Source organism: Spirosoma areae (assembly GCF_054781775.1).
In genome coordinates this window covers 93,973-115,326 of record NZ_BAAGTT010000037.1, presented here as the reverse complement: position 1 = coordinate 115,326, position 21,354 = coordinate 93,973, and the positions used below count along the sequence as shown (strand labels likewise).

General features: G+C 46.2%; 22 protein-coding genes and 1 pseudogene. 3 read left to right on the top strand and 20 right to left on the bottom strand.

Annotated elements, in window-relative coordinates; genetic code table 11:
* Positions 1-353 precede the first annotated feature (353 nt).
* Both ACYVI1_RS22970 and ACYVI1_RS22965 read right to left on the bottom strand, forming a co-directional pair.
* Positions 354-788: a transposase gene (locus tag ACYVI1_RS22970; protein WP_460913180.1), complete on the bottom strand. Its 435-nt coding sequence runs from the start codon at positions 786-788 to the stop codon at positions 354-356.
* Between the two features lie 314 nt (positions 789-1,102).
* Complete coding sequence (locus ACYVI1_RS22965) at positions 1,103-1,597, bottom strand: transposase (protein ID WP_460913179.1); 495 nt, start codon at positions 1,595-1,597, stop codon at positions 1,103-1,105.
* 379 nt (positions 1,598-1,976) lie between these two features.
* Here ACYVI1_RS22965 and ACYVI1_RS22960 point away from each other — a divergent pair, with 379 nt between their 5' ends.
* Both ACYVI1_RS22960 and ACYVI1_RS22955 read left to right on the top strand, forming a co-directional pair.
* On the top strand, positions 1,977-2,798 hold the full coding sequence (locus ACYVI1_RS22960) for an alpha/beta fold hydrolase (protein WP_460913178.1): 822 nt from the start codon (positions 1,977-1,979) through the stop codon (positions 2,796-2,798).
* A 453-nt stretch (positions 2,799-3,251) separates the two neighbouring features.
* Positions 3,252-3,491: pseudogene (locus tag ACYVI1_RS22955) on the top strand (IS110 family transposase); the annotation flags it as partial.
* 268 nt (positions 3,492-3,759) lie between these two features.
* Here ACYVI1_RS22955 and ACYVI1_RS22950 read toward each other — a convergent pair.
* The 18 genes from ACYVI1_RS22950 to ACYVI1_RS22865 form a co-directional block, all read right to left on the bottom strand.
* The gene (locus ACYVI1_RS22950) at positions 3,760-3,945 is read right to left on the bottom strand and encodes a hypothetical protein (protein ID WP_460913177.1); all 186 of its coding nucleotides are present in this window, start codon (positions 3,943-3,945) and stop codon (positions 3,760-3,762) included.
* 41 nt (positions 3,946-3,986) lie between these two features.
* Positions 3,987-4,685 carry an SDR family NAD(P)-dependent oxidoreductase gene (locus ACYVI1_RS22945; protein ID WP_460913175.1) on the bottom strand — a complete coding sequence of 233 codons (699 nt, stop codon included), beginning with the start codon at positions 4,683-4,685 and terminating at the stop codon, positions 3,987-3,989.
* A 565-nt stretch (positions 4,686-5,250) separates the two neighbouring features.
* Positions 5,251-5,991 (bottom strand): ferredoxin reductase, encoded by a 741-nt coding sequence (locus ACYVI1_RS22940; RefSeq protein ID WP_460913174.1) that lies wholly within the window; start codon positions 5,989-5,991, stop codon positions 5,251-5,253.
* Complete coding sequence (locus ACYVI1_RS22935; protein WP_460913173.1) at positions 5,992-6,606, bottom strand: sulfite oxidase-like oxidoreductase; 615 nt, start codon at positions 6,604-6,606, stop codon at positions 5,992-5,994.
* 481 nt (positions 6,607-7,087) lie between these two features.
* Complete coding sequence (locus ACYVI1_RS22930; RefSeq protein ID WP_460913172.1) at positions 7,088-7,387, bottom strand: hypothetical protein; 300 nt, start codon at positions 7,385-7,387, stop codon at positions 7,088-7,090.
* A gap of 16 nt (positions 7,388-7,403) precedes the next feature.
* Entirely contained in the window at positions 7,404-7,955 is a 552-nt protein-coding gene (locus ACYVI1_RS22925; RefSeq protein WP_460913171.1) for a YceI family protein, read from the bottom strand.
* A 61-nt stretch (positions 7,956-8,016) separates the two neighbouring features.
* Positions 8,017-8,493, bottom strand: a complete 477-nt coding sequence (locus ACYVI1_RS22920) for a cupin domain-containing protein (RefSeq protein WP_460913170.1) — start codon at positions 8,491-8,493, stop codon at positions 8,017-8,019.
* 40 nt (positions 8,494-8,533) lie between these two features.
* Complete coding sequence (locus tag ACYVI1_RS22915) at positions 8,534-9,178, bottom strand: superoxide dismutase (RefSeq protein WP_460913169.1); 645 nt, start codon at positions 9,176-9,178, stop codon at positions 8,534-8,536.
* Positions 9,179-9,243: 65 nt separating this feature from the next.
* Complete coding sequence (locus ACYVI1_RS22910; RefSeq protein ID WP_460913168.1) at positions 9,244-9,717, bottom strand: Dps family protein; 474 nt, start codon at positions 9,715-9,717, stop codon at positions 9,244-9,246.
* 147 nt (positions 9,718-9,864) lie between these two features.
* On the bottom strand, positions 9,865-10,809 hold the full coding sequence (locus ACYVI1_RS22905; protein ID WP_460913167.1) for a hypothetical protein: 945 nt from the start codon (positions 10,807-10,809) through the stop codon (positions 9,865-9,867).
* 9 nt (positions 10,810-10,818) lie between these two features.
* The gene (locus tag ACYVI1_RS22900) at positions 10,819-11,214 is read right to left on the bottom strand and encodes a DUF302 domain-containing protein (RefSeq protein WP_460913166.1); all 396 of its coding nucleotides are present in this window, start codon (positions 11,212-11,214) and stop codon (positions 10,819-10,821) included.
* Between the two features lie 111 nt (positions 11,215-11,325).
* Positions 11,326-12,339, bottom strand: coding sequence for a type I glyceraldehyde-3-phosphate dehydrogenase (locus ACYVI1_RS22895; protein ID WP_460913165.1), 1,014 nt, complete (start codon positions 12,337-12,339; stop codon positions 11,326-11,328).
* Between the two features lie 170 nt (positions 12,340-12,509).
* On the bottom strand, positions 12,510-13,307 hold the full coding sequence (locus tag ACYVI1_RS22890) for an alpha/beta hydrolase (protein WP_460913164.1): 798 nt from the start codon (positions 13,305-13,307) through the stop codon (positions 12,510-12,512).
* Positions 13,308-13,380: 73 nt separating this feature from the next.
* Positions 13,381-13,812: a DUF6130 family protein gene (locus ACYVI1_RS22885; RefSeq protein ID WP_460913163.1), complete on the bottom strand. Its 432-nt coding sequence runs from the start codon at positions 13,810-13,812 to the stop codon at positions 13,381-13,383.
* 143 nt (positions 13,813-13,955) lie between these two features.
* Positions 13,956-14,813 carry an SDR family oxidoreductase gene (locus ACYVI1_RS22880; protein WP_460913162.1) on the bottom strand — a complete coding sequence of 286 codons (858 nt, stop codon included), beginning with the start codon at positions 14,811-14,813 and terminating at the stop codon, positions 13,956-13,958.
* A gap of 172 nt (positions 14,814-14,985) precedes the next feature.
* Positions 14,986-15,996, bottom strand: coding sequence for an alpha/beta hydrolase (locus tag ACYVI1_RS22875; RefSeq protein WP_460913161.1), 1,011 nt, complete (start codon positions 15,994-15,996; stop codon positions 14,986-14,988).
* A gap of 123 nt (positions 15,997-16,119) precedes the next feature.
* Positions 16,120-17,478: an FAD-dependent oxidoreductase gene (locus tag ACYVI1_RS22870; RefSeq protein WP_460913160.1), complete on the bottom strand. Its 1,359-nt coding sequence runs from the start codon at positions 17,476-17,478 to the stop codon at positions 16,120-16,122.
* 63 nt (positions 17,479-17,541) lie between these two features.
* Entirely contained in the window at positions 17,542-18,117 is a 576-nt protein-coding gene (locus ACYVI1_RS22865) for a DsbA family protein (RefSeq protein WP_460913159.1), read from the bottom strand.
* 582 nt (positions 18,118-18,699) lie between these two features.
* Between ACYVI1_RS22865 and ACYVI1_RS22860 the strand changes: the two genes are divergently transcribed.
* Positions 18,700-21,318, top strand: coding sequence for a tetratricopeptide repeat-containing sensor histidine kinase (locus tag ACYVI1_RS22860; RefSeq protein ID WP_460913158.1), 2,619 nt, complete (start codon positions 18,700-18,702; stop codon positions 21,316-21,318).
* Positions 21,319-21,354: the final 36 nt, after the last annotated feature.

Genomic DNA, 21,354 nt, shown 5'->3' with positions numbered 1-21,354 from the left:
GGAAGCTAACGTACGGCAAGTAAAACGGCGTTTAGCGGCTCTGGATTTAAGTCAGGACGAATTGAGTAGACTGTTTTCAAGCTATTCTATATCAGGAAGTTAGCTATGTGTTGTATAGAAATAAGTTGACCGTTGTCCGATCCTGAAAATAAGTTGTCAGTTTTGGGGTGAGAATTTATTGGTTAATCTTAATCCTGATATAGTGTTGTCAAAATAGATAAAACGGATTGAATTACCCAAATTGACCTTGGTCCCGAACAACCTTTGAGCGCTTGTAGACCTTCGGTTTCCAGTACTTCTTGAGGGGATGTTCGCTCTGATGGGCTAACACCGGAGTCAGGTAACCACAGCCGCTACGGCGGACCGTTCATATGGGGACGAAGATGATTGTAGTTATAGATACTTTTTTCAACCGCTTTTTCGGCCTCTTCAAAAGTAGTGAACACCCGGTTCAGCCGAAAGTCCGTCTTTAATATTCCATTCACTCGTTCGGCGATGGCATTTTCATAGGGGTCACCTTGCTGAGTCATACTAATCAAAATATTGGCTCCTTTCAGCTTGCGAACATAGTCAAAACTACAATATTGGCTCCCTCGATCGGAATGATGGATCAGTTCATCTTCCCTTTCCAAATGAGTTGCCAAGGCCATGTCCAGTGCCTTCAGACTACCTTCTGCCGTTAAAAATGGGTGAAGACAATAGCCCACAATCAGCTTCGAATAGGCGTCCGTTATCAACGACAAATAGCCAAATCCTAAGCCGATGTACAGGTAAGTAATATCACTCACCGCACCGGCGGCCCGGCCAAACCTGCCGGGGAGTTGTTATTACCCTATCAATAAGTAAGTTAGGGTATTTATGTAGACGGTGATTGGAATCCGTTGTTTGAGGTGTCTGTCGACCCTGACGGATAACCATAGCATGATTGTATAAGATTTTGTGCAACTTGTCACGGCCTAACTTGATGCCACTTTTGGCTAATGGTTCTGCCAGCAGAAGATGTAATTTCCGGGTTCCCAGGCCAGGCACATCTCGTCTGAGCGCCGTCACCAAGTCCAGTACTAACATCGCATGGCTCACCGATCGCTGAGCGCGTTGTTTTCTAGCGTGAAACGCTTGTCGGCTCACACCGCTCCGGCGGCCCGGCAAACAGTCGGCAAAGGCTTCCGACACTCACCTTTGCTATCTCGTTTTCACGAAGGTTTAGGACCGTTTGGTTCGGACCGCCGATGCGGCCAGACTTTTTTCTTATAGGCACATTCAATTCTTTTTCAGCGGTCTCAATCATCGTGTTGAGCGCCAGGATCAGCAAATTGGCTTGCTGTAAAGTCTGTTCTAACTCCTCATTTCGCTGTTTTAAGGCGGCCATGTCGCGCTTTTGTGCTTGCTTCATGGCGGGTAAAGTTAGCAGGCCCGTCTTCATCTTCTGGCGATAGAGTTGAACCCAGCTGCGCAGAGTATGGCCACTGTGAATGCCTAAATCCTCCATTACCTGGCTGACTTCTTCTCCACCAAAGAGGATACGAAAAACAGCAGTCTCACGGAGCTGCTCACTGTACTGAAAGCGACTCAGCAGGTCGCGGATGTGGTCTTGCATGGTTGTCGATTTTTGGTGAAAGTGTGACAACCTATTTCAGTGTAAGACACCTGCGCAATCGGGGGATTTTAGGACAAGATACTCCAATACATTGGATGTTAGCCTTGGAGCATCCAAATCATTAGAGTCTTGAGAAGTTGACTCGTTAGTAAGTCAGGATCAATCTTAGGCTTAAGGAGGGCATTGACGCAATTTTTCTATTCACTAACCTCTTTTTTTGCTTTGGCACGCTTTTAGGAAAGCCATTTACCTGCCGGGGCGGTCAACTGTTTCGTTCAAAGTGGGTGAGCATACTCATTAGAATCATCTGGTGGCGTGAGAGGGCAAAAGTTTTAATTCAATAAAATAGTAATTGTAGTTAATCTTAAATTCCAAGATCATGAGCAAGATTACAGTAAGTGACGGCACCGAGATTTATTACAAAGACTGGGGAACAGGTCAACCCTTGGTTTTTCATCACGGTTGGCCTTTATCCAGCGACGAATGGGATGGGCAATTGATGTTTTTCTTAAAGGAAGGATACAGAGTCATTGCCCATGATCGACGGGGGCATGGACGATCGTCCCAAACGTCCGAGGGACATAATATTGACACCTATGCTGCCGATGTGGCTGAGCTTACCCAATTTCTTGATTTAAAAGATGCGATTCACATTGGCCATTCAACCGGTGGTGGTGAAGCGATCCGCTATGTAGCAAAACACGGCCAGGGACGGGTATCGAAAGCGGTACTTATCAGTGCAATTCCGCCCATCATGGTACAAAGCGAAACTAATCCGGATGGTGTTCCAATATCAGTATTTAATGACATACGGGAAGGCACCGCAACCAAACGAGCTCAGTATAATGAAGACCTTACCTTGCCCTTTTATGGCTACAATCGGGAAGGCGCAACCGTCTCGCAAGGCATTCGGGATAATTTTTGGCGTCAGACCATGATGGGGGGAATTAAAGCACATTACGATGGTATTAAGGCCTTTTCTGAAACTGATCTTACGGAAGACCTCAAAAGTGTGACTGTGCCAGTCTTGGTTCTGCATGGTGAAGATGACCAGATCGTTCCTTTCCTTAATTCAGGGGCAAAGTCTATAAAATTGTTAAAATATGGGAAACTGATTTCGTATCCTGGATTTCCACATGGCATGCCTACTACCGAAGCGGCCACCATTAATTCAGCTGTGCTAAATTTCATTAAACTATAGCCTGTAAGTAATTATAATGCAGAAAAAAGCTGCCAAAGAAAAGACAGCTTTTTTTTGTTTATGCAACTGATTACGTTTGGCAGATAGTAAAAGTAGTCAGGTGACAGGAGCTCGCGTACTTACTTGTCCTGGAATCGAATGATTGTGCGGGTACCATCGAATACCCATTTCAAGTTGTCCTTGGTATTCAATGGTACCTGCACAAACGGTCAATACTTGCCGGACGGGTCACTGATCCAGCATTGCATGATTTATTTGAAATTGTTACTTCCATCAAGGGCGTTGGTGTCACAGTAGCTACCGCACAGGCGGCCCTGCGAAGTCATCATTACGACCAATGAGCGGCCCGCCGCAGCGGTTTAAAGCTATTACTGATCCTAAAAAGTTTGCCCGCGCGGCGTCCGCTGCTACGCTGGAGTCGTCCCTTTTGAGCAGAGTTCGGGCCGCAAACGAGGGAAACCTCAGGTAAGTCGGATTGCCAACAAAAAGGTAAAGGCACTCTTGCACTTGGCGGCTTTATCCGCCAGTCGTCACTCGGAAGAATTTCAGACCTACTTTGACCGCAAAGTATCGGAAGGCAAAAACAAGATGATAGTACTCAATAACATTCGTAATAAAATTGTATTGCGCATTTTCGCTTGCGTCCGGCGAGGTCAGAAATATGAAAATATTTATCCTTCCCCTATTGTATGAATCATAGAAATCTACTGGAAACTTTAGTCAGAATCCAGTATGAATACCTATCTTAATGATTTAGTAGGCTATAAGAAAAAGAAAACTCGACACCTGTTCCGTTGGAAGGTTACGGTCCGCCGTTCATGCATCGTTGAATTATTTAACACCACATCAGATGCATCAACGTAAGCGAAAAGCCAAACTTCACTGGTACCCTTATAAAAAAGTCAGGTACGGAAATGTACAATATGAGGGCCTGTTTCGCTGATTTTAATAACTGTACAACTCAATCAGTAGCATACGCCCAGAGCAGCCCAGCCGTCAACGGAGATAACCACGTCGATAGTCCGCCGAGTTTACTAAGGTTGCCAATTAGTGGATTTGCACTTTTATTCGCAGTGCCGAGCTGAATGGCCAGTTTGGCTAGTGATACGACGCGGAATAAACTGAAATCGGGAATGTTGCCCTCCATCAGTAAATTAGTTTGCGAGTGAATTGGTTACCAGCCAGCAGCTAGGCTCGATTGTACACCTTAAGTATGGGTTCTCGCAAGGCGCGGCCCGATCCAGATAGCACAAAGGCGATTGTATCTGCCAGCGTTTGCGGATCAACCCAGGCCGTAAAGTCGGCATCCGGCATGGCACGACGGTTTGCAGCGGTATCAATAACACTGGGCGCAATAACCGTAGAGACAATATCGAGTTCTTTACCCGACGCATTTATCAAATTTGACAATTCGAACAACAGGGATTTAGATAACGTATAAGCAACGGCCTGCTGGCCGAATTGAGCGTTCAGAGCTTGCCGGGCACCAATGAGTATAAACCTGCCTCCGTTGGGTTGAGTACTCATGTGGGTAAACAGGGGTTGGACCACGTAATAAGCCGTTTTGAAATTTACCGTCATCATGCTCTCGAGTAAGTCTCCATTCGTCTCCGTCAACGAACCACCCGCATACCCACCCGCCAACAGAATCGCTGCGTCAATTGGGCCATGTTTGGGAATAACCCGTTGGACCAACATTTGAACCTGGGCTTCGTCGGATAGATCCGTTTCATAGGTAAACAGCAAGTCTGAAAAGCCTAGGATAAGGTTTTGAGGATTGTCGCTGTACTGACGGGTAGCAATGACGAGATGCCCTTCGTTCAGCAGAGTTTGGGTGACGACGTGGCCTAAACCACCAGCAGCACCGGTTATAAGTATGGTAGCCATGAGTAAACAGATGTGTTATGTTAACGCGGTTGAAAATCGGTTGAAAGTCTAGCTCCTGTAGTTTCTCACTCCGCTTTTGTGCCAGTATTCTTTTTTATTAAGGAATTCTGATAATAGGCCTTATCTGTCGATTACGGGTTATTTTTAATCGGAGAAAGAAGCTAGTCACGTGTACAAACTCCAAATAACCTGGACGCTGCTTGATACTCGCTTGGGTGAACGACTATCCGTATCAAGCTTCAGTTGCGGCAAGTTTAGGAAATTCTTTGAAGTGGCTTACGAGCTATCTTTCCTGAAATAAATTGAGGGTTTAATCGAACGGTTTCCAGGTATTCAATGGTATTCGCATAATCATTCAATTTTAAGACGATACATGCGAAGGCGGTTCTGATCAGAATCGGACGTTTGAATGAACGAATTTGTTAATCGGGAAATTACAAACCAACATATTGACAGTGACTGTATTATCTTGTGTAATAAATATCAGGCAATTGTTTTTATAGAACAAAACAGGAATTTGTTAAGCTTAAGTAAGTGAAAGAGAGAAGGCTAGAGTATTATGCCTTCACGCACCAGTAGAGCCGAAGCGTTCCGTGTAGATGTCAGTAGGAAGTATTCCCATTTCGGCCAACTCGTTAGTGACTGATTCGACCAGTTGGGTTGGACCGCAGATAAAACAAAGGGGTTGCACAGTAAAAGCACTAACTTCCTGTTGCAACATCTGCCTATCTATCCGACGTTGATACCCAACCCAGGGAGAAGGAGTCTGCCGAGTGAAAGTTAAATCCGAGGTGAACGTAGCATCCTGGTTGGCCAATTTTAGTAGTTCTGTTCTGTAGATGGTTTCTTCCGGTGTTCGAACACTGTAGAGCAATCGAGTTGCATTTTCCGCCCCGATTAAAAACCTATGACGCAGGATTGCCATCAAGGGAACTACGCCCGAACCACCACCGATCAAAAGAAGTGGCCTATTCGCCATTTCATCACGCCAGACAAAATAACCTCCAATAGGTCCGCGAACTTCCAGCTTATCGCCTAATCCGACCCCTTCGTGTAAATAATTGGATATTTCTCCATCGTCTATTAATTCAATGGTTAGGTCAATTTCGCCCGTTTGCTCCGGAGCCGATGCAATTGAATAGCTGCGCTCGGCCTGGTAACCGTCTTCAGCAGTTAGGCGTAAATCATAATGCTGCCCTGGCAGGTGAGCGATCCACTGGGGCAGTTGGAGTCTAAACGTCTTGACCCGGGACGTTTCCTGAATAATAGCGGTCACTTCCCCTAGTTGCCAATGGATTCGAGTCATCTAATCGTCGCTGCTGTAGCGTTGTTCAGTCCAGGGGTTCCCATACATACTGTAGCCACCCCGTTCCCAAAAACCAGGCTGGTCATGCTCCATAAAGCGTAAACCGGTGATCCATTTGGCACTTTTCCAGAAATACAGGTGTGGAACTACTAATCGTGCAGGGCCACCATGCTCAACCGCCAGGGGTTCACTCTCGAAATTTAAGCCAATAAATGCTTTTCCATGTCTAAGGTCTTCCAGCGGAATGTTGGTGGTATAACCCCCGTATGAATACGCCATGACGTAGCGAGCTTCGGGTTTAAGGGTAACGTGTTCCAGCAAGATTTCCACGCTAACCCCCTGCCAGTGGGTATCTAGCTTCGACCACTTGGTTACGCAGTGAATGTCGGTCGTAAATGACTGCTGGGGTAAGGCATTAAATTGCTCCCAAGACCACTTTACGGTCGAGTCGACCAGTCCATCTAAGGAGAATGTCCAGGCCGAAAGAAGTGGGCGGGGTGTTGGGCCGGCCGTGAGCACTGGCCAGTCGGGAGTTTCATACTGGCCGGGTGGAATTCGTTCGGCATTCGGGGCAGGGTGTTTGCGACCGAAGCCCGGATTAAAAAAAGAGGGCATGTGGTGTTAAGTTTTGGGTTGAAAATGTATAGCCATGCTTACGTTCACACGATTCCTGCGAATCTTAGTTAAGCCCAAAGCATCCGGGCTATTTTTTCGTACTTTCCCATCGCACTGGTAATATATTCACTCATACCAACACCTTAAATGGGATATTTGAAAATGCTGGTTGAGATGCCCCGTACCATTCAACCAAACGAGGCAAACCTACATTGACCGAAAGTATACGCATGAGAGTATTTCCATCAACTTAGAGTTAGTTTTTAAATAACTGAATACAAACCCACCCGGTTAAAACTCATTCCACATCAAGTCGCTACAAGCTTTGAAAACGAAGGGTCAACCGTCGGCAAAAGCAGAATCTGAATGGTCAGTGTCCACGCTTATTCTGTTAGAACGTTTTTTTTGTTCAGCTGAAAATAGCAATACTCCTTTTTGTTGAGGCTGTTTTAAACATAAATCCAATCGATTCAATGAGGCCTCAATGCCTTTGTAACTTCTCCAATATTTCGGTTGAAGCGGTATCAGAAGAGGCCCCGTATCCTGTAACCAAAATACCTCTCAGCCCGGACGTAGATTCAATAGCATAGACACTGGCTTCATCAGCCGGATCGGAATCGCCTACATATCGGTATACATCCACAATGCTAAATTCATCTGCTTTAAATCGACTTGATGGGCAGACTAATCTGTTTTCTTCCAACCGAAAATCAACTGTATACCCCTGTTGGCGTAACGCCTGGATAGCCGTTGTCACCGTATCGTAATGAAGTTGGCCCATTGCTGTTGTGTTTTGGTTAATTCTGCTTGGTAACCTGAATATTCAGCACCAGTTTTACATCGTCGCTGACCACAATCCCCCCAGCTTCCGTCACACCATCCCAGTTCAGGCCAAATTCTTTGCGTTTGATGGTTCCGGTAATTTCAAAACCGGCTTTCGTATTTCCGTAAAAATCCTGCATCTGTCCTCCATATTCAGCCTGTAGTGCAACCACTTTCGTTACGCCATGTAAGGTTAACAGGCCGGTAAGCAGGTAGAAATCAGCTTTGGTTCGGGTCATGCCGGTCGATACAAACGTCAAACTTGGGAATTGGGCGGCATCGAAGAACTCCGCCGATTTTAAATGCTCATCCCGTTGTGCATTGCCGGTACTGATACTGTCTATATCAGCCGAAAAGGTGATTTTCGCATCATCAAAATCATCACCATCCATTTCCAGTTTTCCTTCGTAACGGCTGAACAGACCTATTACGGATGACACCATCAGGTGCTTTACCTTAAACTGGACTTCGGAATGAGTGGGGTCAATGACCCAGGTACTGGTTGTTACTGTGGTTGTTGTTTCCATGGAGATAATTTGTTTAATTGATTGATAAGATGAATTAATTCTGTGCTTTCCTAAAGATGGCTCATGCCTGTACCGACGTTATATTCAACTCTGGCCGGGTACCGGGAGGCCCCAGGAGGACATCACCAATTTCTTCGGATAGTTTTAAAAATAAGCTCATTTCATTCGAATTATCGGGTGGCAAGCTGTCATAACTACCGGGAGTACCGGTACTACGAATTAGTTTCGCGAATCCACTGGGTGAAGCAACGGTGATAGCCCGGTTTTCTGTTTTACCCGTAGCGGCCACTGCATGCGGGGTATTAATCGGAACGAAGATATACCCACCGGGAGAAAGGATAACTACCTGTGTATCCGTATAAACGGTAAATTCTCCTTCCACTACATAGATTGCTTCCGAGTACCTGGAATGACGATGTAAAGGCGTCTCTACACCAGCAGCCAGTCGGCCATCGATCAGGTCATACCGGGAATTTGTCTGTTGCTCATCCGTTAAAATGGTGAGGTGTGTGCCGAATAACCAATATGTTTGTTCCATCCTATAATTTGCTTATTATTCGTGCTAACTATGTTTACGCTCACAATGATTGTTGGTAAAGGTTTTCGGCCTCACGCCAATTAATGTGCTGCCACCATTGCGCCGAGTACTCCGCTAGCCTGTTTTCATACGTTTCTTGGTAAGCATGCTTCCAAAGGTTAAGCCCCAGAATAGGTATTCCGCGCCGATCGGCTGGTTCACAATCCATAAGTGGATTACGATGGCCAACTGTCGTAGCAGTCAGTAAACGGCCATCACGGGATACCAGCCATATCCAGCCATCCTGCCTAACCTGATGGGTCAGAGAAGCAACGTGATGCATCAATGGTTCCAACCCACCAAACGTTGACTGGATCGCTTCATGGAGGATACCTTCTGGTTTGTCGTCAGCCCACGGACCCAGCGTTTTCCAAAATAGCGACAAGTTGTAATGACCAGCCAGATAGGCTTGCAGGCCTACACCCATCGAAGACGACCGCCCAAGCAACTCAGTCAACGAACATACAGCCGGAAGCAGGGTGTTACGAAGAGCTCCGTTCAGTCCCAGTACGTAGGCGGTATGATAACCGTTGTAGAGTAGGTCGACGCTGTCCAGGCTTATAAAAGGTTCTAAAGCATCCAGTGCATAGGGCAAAGACGGCAGTTCAAACGCTGTCGTTACGGAAGTTGTAACAAGCTGGTTCATAGCATAAATTGAACTAGAAGATTTTTATGGGCTTGTGCAGCGGTAATAGCAGGGTAATCTGTTTGTTATTTAGTATGGGCCCGCAGCATCCACGCTATTTTTTCATGCGTTTCCATCAGACCGGTTATGTAATCGCTGGTACCGGCATCCTTGTGAGCATCAGAAAAGTTGTTGATATTCCCCCGCAAAAACAGGATAATGCTTTCGTGATCACTCAGTAAACTTTTGATCAGGCTGAGGCTATCGTTATTCCCGATGTACTTCTCGGTAAGATGAGTCAGTTCAAGGAAGTCTGCCAACGTCGCAGGCGCGTAGTGTCCCAGTTGACGCATACGCTCTGCCACACTATCAACAATATCAGTCGATTGCTTATAAAGTTCTTCGAAGTAGAGGTGTATGGAATGAAAGTCAGCACCTTCCACATTCCAGTGAGCATTGAGCGTTTTGGTGTACAATACAAATTCATCGGCCAATACCTTAGCCAGTTGATGAGCCACTTCGTTTCTGTTCTCCTCCGAGATACCAGTTGTATATTCCATGATTAAAAGGTTTATGTAAAAAATTAATAGTATCCACACGCACCGCTGTTTCTTAAAAAGTACACGAACAAGGGTTTATGCTTTCAGCTTGTTAGGGCTTCTTTAATAAACTGGAGGTAGCCAACATCCATTCGAGGATAAGACTTGTTATCTGGAGAAATTTAATAGTAAGCTACATAAGTCCTGATTAATTGATAGCACGGATGACTGGAGTTGATTCAACATCTCAACACGTACATGAAGGTCATCAGATTTATACATTCCACCCCCTCCAAAATATAAATCCTGAGCTTTATCGGCGCTATCCATCAATACGTACTCCTGCCATCTGCGACGTGTATTATAGCTAATTGAATTCTGACCGCTGTAACTAAACAACTTATCGTTAAGCATATTCCAGACAAAGGGTGGGTAATCGGACGAATGTTCATTCTGCAACCAGACATCTGTCAGTAAATTTCGCAGATGGATCAACTTAACGGCTCGGTTGGATGAAAAGGCGCCTAAACCACCAAAACCCGCACCAAGAGCGCCCCCTCCAATTCCTGTCACTTTCAGCGCGTTGCCATCTGGCAACAACGTAGTCGCCACGGTAGTCGAAGCACCGATGACAACCGAAATGATAGTTAGCAAACGTATACGCCCGGCATCACGCTGGTCCAGGTAAGTAGCCAATCGGCTGGCTCGTTCGCCCTCACAATTCAGTTCAGCCACAACACTGGCAATTTGAGCGGATGCCACTACCAATCGCCCCATAATTTTCTGACGTAAAGCAATACGTTGTACAAAATTGCCAGTCGTAGGATGAGTCTCCAAAGAAGCTAATTCCTGTAGTAAAGGCAAGATGCCAAGGGCGTTGGCCATTACCAGATCACGATGAGAGTACTGTGTAGACAAATCCAAGGTGATCTGTTCGATTGCCTTCAGATCAGTTTGAGTTTGGTATGTTGAATCGTAAACATACTGTATGGCCTGTTCGCAATATTTACTTTCGTCAATCAACAGACTTTTATTCCGTTTCACTGCAGTGCAGGCATTGAGATTTGCAATGGCACCCACCAACAAGCTGGTTGTGATAAGCCGTACATTCATAAAGAAATCTCACATATTTGACAACGCTTCGGCAACCAGTCCGTCCAGACGTAACATCGAAACAAGCTCTGCTGGCAGCTTGTAACGCTCAGCTATATACGCTATGCTGTTATACGCAACCCATACTTCATTCTGCACATCTTCCCAGGCAATTACTTTTAGTGGCAGATCAAGTGCTACCAATGGATTCTCCAGAATCACCGGCCCTCCTCCTTTCGGGTTGCCGAACAGGATGAACTCGATGGGCCGACTTTGAAGTCCTGCTTTTTGTAATTCAGCCTGCTGATCAATACGCGTATAGAGCGTACTATCACGCTGATGGATCAGGGACACCAGTCGATCAATCGTTTCATGGACTGAGAATAGACTCTGGCGGATGACACATCCTTTTGGGTTGGTACGCATCGATCTTTCTGTTGGTAACATACTATCTATCTGTATTCTTATTGACCTGAAGCACAATCTGATTGCCCATTACATGTAAATAACTGGCTGATGACAGGCTGTTTTCCAAGGTCACTTTCCATCGTCAATTCGTTCGGCCATGAATGCCGCTACATCGGCCAGCCGGTTTGAGAATCCCCATTCGTTATCGTACCAGGACGCGACAGATAGAATGTTGCCTTCTTTTACCGTTAGGGGTAGATCAATAAGGGAGGAATGGGAGTCATATACGATTCGGGACGAGGCCCATTCCTCTTCCAGCACATCCATCACACCCTTTAAGGGTCCTTCGTCAGATGCCTGACGAAAGGCTTCGTTCACTTGCTGAACCGTACATTCCTTCTCTGTAACCAGATTCAATTCGGCAATACTGCCCGTGCGTGTTGGTACCCGATACGCTTTTCCGGTAATCTGGAGGCCGGGCCAGATAAACTGCAACGCCCGTGCCGCTCCCGAGGAGGACGGAATAATATTCTCACAGGCAGCCCATGAGTCCCGCCGATCGTTCATCGGCTGGTCGGTAAGTGATTGGGAGTTGGTATACGAATGTACCGTTGAAAAAAGCCCGCACTGAATCCCGAAGTTTTCCAACAGAACCTTAATCGGTGCGGCCAGGGCGTTTGTCGTACAACTACCCGTACTGACGATATGATGGCTGGCTGGAGCAAAGTTTTCCAAGTTTATTCCCTTCAGCAGCACTGCATCACAATCGGCCAGCGTTTTACTTGGCGCACTGATCAACACATATCTGGCCCCCCGGTCTATATGAGCCTGTGCGCCAGGACGGGTGGTTGCCCGCCCCGTACAATCAACGACTAAATCAACACCAAGAGCGCCCCAATCGGGAAGTTCCTTCGTTGCATTAACGTATAAAATATCCCGTCCACCAATTGTTATCTGCCCGTCACGACCCGAAACCTGTTCGGGCCAACGGCCGTAATTGGTATCAACGGCAAACAGGGCTGCCAGGGTAGGCGCATCTTTTATATCGGAAATTGAAACGGGAACAAACAAATTTCTCTCCAGACCAATCCGCAAAAACTGTCTTCCAATCCGGCCAAATCCATGCAGGGCAATACGTGTCATACGTTAAGTTGATTAGTGCAGTTAGACAATATTATATAGTGTGTTGCAGGAAGAATCCGGCAGTTCGTGTCAACCATTGTGCCGATGGGCCTTCATGGCTGCCTGAAAATGGCAACGGCCAAATACCGACACCAACATATTAACCTTCCTTATGGGAGTGGTTGACATTTTTATTTCCTGCTCACTCGGGTAGACAGTTTATCCGACGCTTCCAGGATAAAGGTGGCAACTTCTTTGGGATGAGACAGAATCGATACGTGGCCGCTGTTGAGTTCAAGGGTATTGGCCTTTATTCGTTTGGCTTGATCCCGTTGCATGGTCGGATTTACCATCCGGTCCTGCTTGTCGATGATAACCCAGGAGGGTTTGGTTTTCCAGGCAGCTTTGGTCACTTTATCACTCAACGCTTTTTTGGCCCAAGGCCCCTGGGTGGCATACACGTTCAACCGGTCGACTGGTGACAGATCAGGAACGAAATCTTCATTCATTCCTTTTTCGCTCAGGTACAAAAAGCCCGACGCGTCTTCCTGCGTTTCGGCACCACCGGGCGAGGCTGGATACCCTTTTACTACATCAACCACCGCCTGGCCGTCATTGGGTATCAGAGCCGATATGTAGAGAAGCCCCTCTACCTTGGGATCATTGCCTGCTTCGGTGATCACCATGCCCGCCCACGAATGCCCAACCAGCAACACAGGCCCTTTCATTCGGGCAATAGCTCGTTTGGTAGCTGCAACATCGTCTCCCAATGACGTAAGAGGAAGATGTACTGCCGTGACGTTAAAGCCTTTGGCATGGAGTTGTGGAATCACTTTACTCCAACTGAAACCGTCAGCATAAGCCCCATGGACAAGTACGACATTTTTCAGACCAGCCGACTTGACCTGGGCCTGGGCCGAATGCCATGTGATAGAAGCGAACAATAAAACCGTTAATGCGCTCAGCGCAAGTTGATTGAGACGATACATGGTTTAAGTTATTTTGGTAAAAATGAAAAGTGATGTCTAACAATTTTGAATGGCCCTGGTTTAATATAGTCGCTCAGTTGCGTTTGGGAATAACGAATGTGATGGTCTTGGCATCAACAATTTTGTGAGTGGGATCAGCCAGCTCTATCAGCAAACTGTGCTGACCGGCGGGGAAACCATTCAGCGTAATCGGTTCGTTACTCGCGTCAAGCCAGTGCCAGGGAGCATCATCGACGGTTACGTGCAGATGGCCAATCCGTGGAGAAACATCCAGAGCAGCAGGTCCGTATACTGGCACAATGTGCAGGTTCTCCGTTCGATATTGTACCACTACCCGACCCAGTGTCAGCGGTTCGGCTAATGGGTCATCAACCACAAGTTTGGCGGGTGGTTCAGAAGCCAGGGGCACCACTGGGGCCGCCCCCCGAATAGCGAGGGCTGGTGGTTGAGTGCCCGCTGATGAGGTTGATTCAGCTGGTGTTGAATCGGTAAAAGAGAGTGCCATAAGCATATGGTCAACGCGCCATGCGCCAGCCGGTCTAGGTAAAACTTAGGTGAGAACAGCAAGCAGCAAACGACGCTGACAGATCTCACGACTTGCTTAAGTTGAGGTGAACTGCGGAGTATGAACCAGGGATCGCGGCTTGGTTATACGGCATATTTAGCCAACCACTTTGCTTTAATTTCCGCTCTGGCATTAATAAATTCAATATCCGTACCTTCTGCAACAGCATCAAGGGGATAACGCAATGGCCGAGTACCCTCTTTCATTGTAATGAGTGCTAAAACACCGTCGGCAATGACTTGTGGATTCATATTATACTCTACCATTTTTCTGTACAAACCTCCCCCCATTTCCTTGAACATCTCGGTCGCCAAGGGTTCGTATTCTTTACTGATTTCAGGTTTATCCGCAGATATATCGGCTTTACTGCCATTGTTCATTTCAGTAGGGTATACTCCAGGCTGAATGCTTACATTTTCAATACCAAACTGGGCCAGTTCTGCCTGCAAACCTTCGGTGATGCTCTCCACGCCAAATTTTGACGCAAAATAGGGGATCATAAAGGGTAAGGTATGACCACTTGCCCCCGATGTTATATTAATGATTAACCCCTTTTTCGCTTTACGCATGGCAGGCAAAACTGCCTGATACGTGCGGATAATACCGAAAAAATTAACCTCAAACATCCGACGTATCTGGTCCAGACTATAGGCCTCCAGTAACCCATATCCAGTTATAGCCGCATTATTTACCAGGACATCGATCGTGTCGTATTTTGATAATACTTTTTCGAAAGCGGACCGTACCGATTCATCGCTGGTAACGTCAATCTCCACCACTTCCACGTTAGTCATTGCCGATAATTCCTTAGTAACCGCTGCGTTTTTAGCAGCCGTACCACGCACACCGGCAATAACTGTATAGCCTGCTTTTGACAAAGTGATGGTCATCAATTTACCAAAGCCTGTACTTGTTCCAGTAATAAATACCACCTTACTCATCGTTCTTTTGTATTGTTAATCAGTTGTAAGACATTGAATTTTTAGTTGATGTTCGTATCCGCCGATAAGATTTGATACGCTCCTATCTGTAAAGTTTTGCCATCGGGTGCTATAAATCCTGATAGGCTTGAGAAACAGGATTTAACCAAACCTATCAGGATTTATAGCTCACTTACGCAAGGTATTTTTTCAATTCAGCAGCTGCCTGGACGAATAGCGAATGCACCGGTGGTAAATGAGCCATCCCATGCAGCAGCCCAAAATCATGGATGACTCCGTTGTACCGCACAGTCGTTACAGTTACCCCTGCTTCGTCCAGCTTGCGACCAAATGCTTCGCCTTCGTCCCGAAGCACATCGTTTTCCGCTACCTGAATCAGCGTTGGTGGAAGCCCTTTGAGCTGGTTAACTGTCGCCTGTAAGGGTGACGCATAAATCTGCTTCCGTTCCTTGGGATCAGGGATGTACATGTCATACATCCACTTCATCAGCGGAGTCGTCAGGAAGCGACTTTCCCCAAATCGTTTATAGGAGTCGGTTTCAAAGTTAGCATCGACGATCGGCCACATCATAATAATCAGTTTAATGTGTGGACCGCCATTCGCCTTGGCCTTCAGAGCGGTTACTGCTGTCATATTGCCGCCCACGCTATTGCCCACAACGGCCAGATTTTTGCCGTCTACTCCGATCTCATCCCCATGTTCTGCCACCCATTTTGTCGCTGCAAAAATCTCGTTGATGGCTTGCGGAAATGCAGCATCGGGGGTGCGGGTATAATTGACAAATACTCCGGAGTAGCCTGTTAAAACGACCAGTTCCCGGACCATCCGCTCGTGGGTTGGGAAGTCGCCTAAAATCCAGCCGCCCCCATGAATGAAAACAAACACAGGCAACGTACCTTCGACTCCGGCCGGACGCACGATATTCAGAACGACCTCGTAACCATCAGCGGTAATGGTCTTCTCAGAAACATCGATACCGGATACATCGACCTTTACGGCATCTTGTGCATTCACCAGCCCCAGCCGGGCCTGTGCAGGAGGAAGCTTCTCCAAAGGAGGCCCATCTCCTGAATTCAGTCCTTTTAGAAATGTTCTGACGCCAACGGAAAGATGTGGGTCTTCAGCGAAGGGCACAGGTTTAACCTCGTCTTTAACCTCCTCCAGTGTTGCTGTGTTACTCATACAAATAATTGTTAAAGGTGAAAAATTCAAACAAGACGCTTAATGGATCATAGATTTGTTCAAAATAATCCAGAGCAAGGCCACGTAGTAGCTCTATGACTTGCAGGCAAGCTCAATGTACCCTTACAGTTTTGCGAACAGATCATTCAACGCTTCACTCATGGTGGGATGCGTATAAATGCTGTCACGTAGAATGGTATAGTCGAGTTTCGCGTTAATAGCCATCTGTACCAGATTAATTAGTTCGCTGGAATAGGCGCATAACAGCGTACAGCCAAGAATTTGATTGGTTTCGGCATCCACTACCGCTTTCAAAAGCCCTTCTGTTTGATTGAGGATTTGGGCTCGTATACTGGCCGATGCGATTAGGGTAGTTACCCTAATCTGATAGCCTTTTCCTAAAGCTTCCCACTCGCGCAGGCCAACATGTGAATAGGGAGGGGTAATAAACAGGGATGTAGCGATGTTCTTTCGGTCGAGCAAAGTATGTCTTTTCGAGCCGAAGAACTGATCTCTAATAATTCGAAAATCATCCAGCGATATGTATGTAAACTGTGGTCCACCGTTCACGTCCCCAATCGCCCAAATGTGAGGTACGTTGGTTTGTAGCCATTCGTTGACCCGGATGTATCCTTTTGCATCCCGTTCCACACCGGCCGCCGAAAGGTTTAATCCTTCGGTATAAGGCTGTCGACCAGTAGCTATTAGAATGGCAGAAGCATCCACCGTTTCGGTTTCGCCCTCATTATTCCGGAATACGACAATATCATGCTGCGTGTTATCCGTTACAATCCTGTCGATGGATGCGCCCATTTTAATCCGAATGCCATTATCTGCCAGAATTGACCAAATGGCATCTGCCATATCCCGATCTTCATTCGGTAGAAAAACCGATGATTTATCCACAAGCGTAACCTCCGACCCAAATTGGGCATACAGGCTGGCAAACTCAAGCGCGATATATCCCCCGCCAATAATCACCAACTGTTTGGGCAGCTCGGTTAACTCAATTAGGCTTGTGCTTGTAAAGACCCTCGGATTACGATGAACTCCCGGTATTGAGGGTATAAAGGCCTTTGCGCCCGTATTAATTATGATTTTATCGGCTTCGATCAGCACTTCTTCACCCGTCTCACTGAGCCGAACCGATATCAGATGAGGAGATATAAACGCAGCTTTACCCGTTATGACCGTAGCGTTTGGCGATCCGTCAACCATATTATAGTTGGCCTGTCGTAGAATAGCCGTTAATCGGTTTTTGCCTTCGATAGCCTGCCTATAAGGTACATGCGTCTCGGCACTATGAACCAAAAACTTAGTGGGGATACAGGCAATATTGATGCAAGTGCCGCCATACATCAGGGGAGATTGCTCGACCAGTGCCACTTGCCAGCCTTCATTGGCCAAATAACCGGCCAGAGTTTTTCCGCCTTTTCCAAAGCCGATAATTAAGGCATCATATTTTCTTTTGATAGGCTTCATAGCGTGGTAAAAAACCATAATCATGACTAACGATCATCAATATACGTATAGGGTTACCCTGATTTATCCGAGCGAATAAATACGTCGTCTATCTACCAGCAACTGATTTGTTTCTGGTTGAGGATTTAATAATTTACGTTGACGAATCAAGTGGAAATGAATAAACGGTACCAATCGTGATAGTGTGAACTTGCCGTAGAACCGATATCCGTCTACGAAGAGTGTGGGCGTGTTATGTACGCCTAACCGATATCCGGCTTCCCAGTCCAGTTTGATTATAGTGTGTAAGTCATCGTTAGCCAGATCATCCATGAATTGTTGCTGGTCGAGCCCTAATTGGAGTGCCTGGGCAATAAGCGTAGTGCAATTAATTGCAGGCAAGGTAAGCAGCGCATCGTACATCGGCAGAAACTGATCCTGCCGTTTAGCAGCTTCAAGCGCAAATGCCGCCAATAACGAATCTTTGCAATCAGGATTAGGATAATGACGATATCGGTACGTTACATCATCATCGTGCATTTTAACAACTGCATCAATAAGATTACGAGCCTGTCGGCTCCGAAGAGTTCCAAAATCACCAAATTCTGTTATCTCTACGTGGCCAGCGTTAAGAGGGTACTTGCTTTGGATGGAGTTCATGGAAAATAGGGGCTAGCAGATGGGAGAATGTACGAGAGTAGTTCAGTGGCAGAACGGCTTTTAATCGAGTGATAACGGGCTGAACATAAGACCAATACTCCGTATTTATCATTATCGGTTATTACAGGCATTATGACTCAAAGTGTCCGAAAAGTGTGCCAAACCCCATGCTTACCACTGGTATATTGCCAAAAACGAGCTATTTGATTAAAAAAGCCCCTTATTTATCACTCTTTGCTTCTGTAGCATGCCAAAAACCATGTTCCAAAAGTCCATCGGAATGGATTCTCCAACAAAAGGCTCCAAGACCTTGGAGAGGTTGGTGTACCAGGCAGCTTTAAGGCAGTCAGGCTCGAGATAAACTGTGTCAAATAAAGGCTGAAATAACGCTCGTATAATAAAATATAGCTGATACTAATTAGTATGTTTAAAAATCAATTTACTGTATTTCAGCTATTTATCTATCTTACATAAAGATTTGTTCTAATGTCGGCATTGGTTGCTTTCCCTTGGCGAATTTAAAATGCCCTCTATTTTTTGCTTAGTCATAACATTGGTTATCAAGTTGCTAACTATCCTTCTATGTGGGACTTTCTAACAATCCGCTTCTTTGGGGGCATGCTTGGGTTAATCCTGTTATCGTCTGAGGCCAGAGCGCAGCCAAGTCCGTTAACCACAGTCGATAGTCTGAAGCAAATGCTTCGAACCTCCAGGACCGACATTACTCAGGTACCGGTATTCCTTAAACTGAGTGCTTACTACCTCAACAAAACCCTGAACCCCAGGCTTGATCTGGATAGTGCTCTGACACTTGCTCATAAAGCCGAAGAGTTAAGCCGTCGGTTTGCTTTGGCCACAGATTTGGATGAGGCCCTTTTCCTGCGGGGAAAAATTTATGGTAAACAGCAAAAATTCGGTACGGCACTGCACTTATTAAAAAGCCTGAGTGACACAAGCCTAATTAAGCTGTTGCTGGAATTAGGGAAAAATAAACTCCGGCCAACGTACACACAGAATGCGGATCGGGAAAGCGCAATCGCATTTTTTCGCCGGGCGGAAACGATTAGCGAACGTATTGGCAATCAAAAATGGAAGCAGGAAAGCCAGTGTCTGATTGGGATCAGCTATCTGCTAAACAAGGATTGGGCAGGCGGCAAAGCCTACTTTATGAAGGTTGTAAAAGCTCGCCAACAGGCGGGCGACAAAGCTGGTGAGATCAGGGCCTTGTTGCGGATGGCAACCACTACTTTCTGTGATGACTGCCGCGAAAATATGAACGCTTTAATAAGCGCACTGGCTCTCTCCCGTCAAATCGGTGATCAGTCCCAGGAAATGATTATCCTGATGGAAATGGGCTATGAACACTTTCAATTGGATAAAGGGAGCACCGTGCAGGCTGAGCAAAAAGCACTACAGGTATTGACTATTCAGCAATCTATCGGTTTTAAGCCACTAACTCGCGCTTATCACGCATTAGCAGAGGAGAGTGTTTACAAACTGCCGGGCGAGTATGGCTATTTATCTAATGCCTACTACTTTATGTCTGATTTAAGTCAGGCAAGAGGAGATTTAAATCAAAAATTATTCTACGTCCTGAAGGTCGTCAAAAGTATAGAGACTAGTGGGTTGCCTGAGGAACTGGAGTATGCTTATTTTAAGCTGGGAAACGCTTATTATGAGTTAGGCCTATTTGATGAAAGTATGGTGTATCATCAGAAATCGTTAGCGATCAGCCATCAAAAAGGCAGACTCTTTATTCAAGTGGGCATAGTTAGCCGAATGGTCGTGACCATGCTTAAACAGGGAAAATCGACGGAGGCGTTAGCATTCTTGCAGGATATAACGCGCAAAAACCTGCCCGCTACTTACGAGGAAAAACTGCTTTTAGGGCAAAGCTTTGGGGCCTGTTACAGTGCTCTAAAGCAATACAAGCTGGCAGAAAAATATTACTTGGAGAACGTCACCTTGAGTAAACAAGTTGCTTCTCAGTTTCGATATGCCGCCTGGCAACGTATTAGTCAATTTTATGTAGCAAATGCTCAATACACGAAGGCCGATCCGTATTTAAGAATGCTGCTGGCGGAATCCCCCCTCAAAATAATACCCAGTCATCAGATAGAGGTTCACCTGATGCAGTTTAAAGTGGATTCGGCGCAGGGCAACTATCCGACGGCCATTCGCCATTACCAGCGATACAAAACCCTTACCGATTCTATTTTTAATGAAAAAAAATTCAATCAGATTACCCGGTTGACTATTCAATACAAAACGGATAAAAAAGAACAAGCCCTACGGTTAAGGGAAAAAGACATCGCTTTACTTACCGAGCAGAGTAAAGCCCAGCAAACCCAGCGGAACGCCCTGATTGGGGGGGCTGCCTTGCTATTGGCTCTATTACTATTAAGCTACAATCGCTACCGGCTCAAACAGCAAAATAACCAGCAGTTAAAGGCCCAACAGCGCGTGCTTCAGGAACGACAGGAGGAGATTAACCATAAAAATACCACGCTCCAACTACTGCTGACCGAGAAAGAATGGCTCTTGAGGGAAATTCACCACCGAGTTAAAAACAACCTCCAAGTGGTCATGAGTTTACTCAACGCTCAAGCCAGTTACCTCTCCGATGATACCGCGTTGTCGGCCATTCAGGAGAGCCAGCACCGGGTGCAGGCCATGGCCTTGATTCATCAGAAACTCTACCAGGATGAGCAAATAGCCCGTATTGGTATGTCATCTTATATCCAGGAGGTAGTAGCCTACTTGCGGGATGCTTACAGTTTACACCAACCCATCACTTTACAACTTGATGTGGATGCTATCGAGCTGGATCTAACGCAGGCAGTTCCCTTAGGATTGATTATCAACGAAGCCATCACCAATGCCCTCAAATACGCCTTTCCAAAGGGTCGCCCCGGTACGATATCAGTAAGCTTACGCCAGATAAAGAGAGGTACTTACCAGCTAATTATTGCCGACGATGGGGTTGGCTTACCAATGGGTTACAATCCGGAACAGAGCCGTTCGTTAGGCATGACGCTGATGCACGGGTTCAGTGAGCAGTTGGGTGGGGTATTACAAATCAGCAATAGCTCTGGACTAACAATCAGTTTATTATTTAGCAATGAGGTATTTAATCAGAGCCCGACAAAGGAGGACAAGTCGCTGTGTTCGTCCTCCTCTTATCAGGATGAAAACGCTTAATGTTAGGGAACTCCTCCATTTAACTCCAATAGGATG